Raw genomic sequence first — 2,167 nt, forward strand, 5'->3', positions numbered from 1 at the left:
AGAACTTCTTCTAAGTGAAAGTTTATATGGGGAGCCAGTAATTCATGAAGTTAAGAATACTAAAATAGAAGTAACGGAACAATTTGATGTCTGGACAAAAGCATTGGACAAAATACAAAGCGAAATTTCAATTCCAAGCTTCAATACATGGTTTAAGAGTACGAAGGCAGAGTACGTGGAAAGTACATATTTAATTTACAGTCCGAACAACTTTACTACGGAATGGTTATACCAAAGATACTCCAATTTCATTATGCAAATTCTCGAAGAAATTACTGGTGAATCCGACTTTAAAATCGATTTTCGATTAATGGATAATTCTTCGACTAAATTTGAATCAAGTCTAATTCCAGGTAGAGCGAGTTTATGGTTAAGCTAACGGGAAACGATTGTTAATAACACACTTGATGAGCAGGCGCTACGGTGGGCTACTCTTCTTATTAAGCTAACGGGCAGTTTAGTATAATAAGGGACATTTGCTAGAACGTTAAAATATTAAATTGAGATACATTTAAGAAAAAAGATTGGGCTATTTAAAACGATATCAGCGGGGGGAGAAGTGAATTGGAGGATTCATTAACGGAAAAGAATGGCTTGTATTCCTTACCACTGAACCAAAAGTCTAAATTAAAGTGGTCTCTCCACATTCTTTATGGATTTATGGTAGTCGTGTTTCTTGGTTTCATTATGATACCTGGTGATGACCAGAAAAAATTTATTCTAAACATTTTTTTTCTTGTGTTCGCTATCATTTTCGGATACGTATGGCTTGCAATGGCATTGTTTAATAAGCCCCATTTAATAATTACTGACGAATACCTCGAATATAAATGGTTATTTGGACATAAGGTTATCATTTTAAACAGTATATACAAAGCTGAATTTTTTTCTGAAAGAGGTATTACTAAACTTGGAATTTGGGCTAATGAGCAAGGTAAACAGTCATTTTGGGAAACCACAGACCGATTTTTCGGCAGGGACTATTCAGTTAGTATCGTTGTTTCTACGTTTCAAAATATAGAATTTGATAAATTACGTTTAACAATTCTGTCAAAAATCAAAAGTTAGTGTTTAGTTTAATCGTAAGTATAGAGAGGATATTTCTCTTCATTCATTGAACTAACGGGAAACTATAGGTGAACAAATAAGGAGCAGTTTGCTACATGGCAGCTGCTCCATTTCTTTGTTAAGCTAACAGGCAGGCTAGCGTAAACAAAATGATCAAAAGTATTAACCATACGTAGTTAATTACATTTCGGGATTAGCGCAATGATTTTCGGCAGCTTCGTTTGGTTAACGGGGGTAGTTTGAGTAAATGTAAATATTTACTTGCGAACTAGTGTTCGGTATAATAAGCTTGATTCCATTACAAAAAGGAGATGTTGGATATGTATAAACACATTAAAGATTTTGCCGCAACTTGGCAGTATGAAACGGAAGCAACAATGCGGACACTGGAGATGCTGACCGACGAGTCTCTTGGCCAACAGATAACAAGCGATCATAGAACGCTTGGACGTGTTGCATGGCACCTTGTACAGACGTTGCACGAAATGCCATCTCGGACGGGACTGTCTTTCGAAGGACCGGGCGAAGATATGCCGGTGCCAGCTTCGGCAGCAGACATCGCGTCAGTCTATAAGAGGACCTCACAAGCGCTCCTTGATGCTATACAGTCCAGTTGGAAAGATGAGAATCTGCTTATCATGAGCGATATGTATGGTGATCAATGGCCAAACGGCTTAATGCTGGATATTCTCGTAAAGCATGAGATTCATCATCGTGGTCAGATGACAGTCCTGATGCGTCAGGCAGGCCTTCGTGTGCCGGATCTTTATGGCCCGACAAAAGAGCAGTGGGCCGAGTACGGAGCGCTACCTCCAGTAATTTAGAGTAAGATTATATCCGCTTTGGCCGTTTGGCTATAGTGGGATTTATAAGTATTTTATCATAGGATTGAAAGTGGTGGCTTGAATCATAGACAAGAGGACACCATCGGACTGAAACTGTTGATTCTATTGAACAAACGGGGAACGATAGTTGAACGGAAAATGGAGCAGTTTGCCGTGGCATCTGCTCCATTTATTATTAAGCTAACGGGCAGTTTAGTTCAACATCCCTTGCAACCCACGGTTGCATTTAATGTTACATTCAATTCAACATATAC

The 2,167-nt window shown here is 38.6% G+C and carries 4 protein-coding genes; all 4 read left to right on the plus strand.

Annotated elements, in window-relative coordinates:
• On the plus strand, positions 1–379 hold a 379-nt coding region (locus tag ACIFSR_RS34640; protein WP_430063783.1), incomplete at its 5' end, for a DnaA N-terminal domain-containing protein.
• Positions 380–564: 185 nt separating this feature from the next.
• Positions 565–1,068 carry a hypothetical protein gene (locus ACIFSR_RS34645; RefSeq protein WP_430063785.1) on the plus strand — a complete coding sequence of 168 codons (504 nt, stop codon included), beginning with the start codon at positions 565–567 and terminating at the stop codon, positions 1,066–1,068.
• A 320-nt stretch (positions 1,069–1,388) separates the two neighbouring features.
• A complete protein-coding gene (locus ACIFSR_RS34650) occupies positions 1,389–1,892 on the plus strand; it encodes a DinB family protein (protein WP_339207959.1) in 504 nt (167 codons plus the stop codon).
• A gap of 78 nt (positions 1,893–1,970) precedes the next feature.
• The coding region (locus tag ACIFSR_RS34655; protein ID WP_430063787.1) for a hypothetical protein at positions 1,971–2,167 on the plus strand (197 nt) is incomplete at its 3' end.

The sequence above is a fragment of the Paenibacillus sp. NRS-1760 genome (assembly GCF_050467785.1).
Taxonomy (GTDB): Bacteria; Bacillota; Bacilli; order Paenibacillales; family Paenibacillaceae; genus Pristimantibacillus.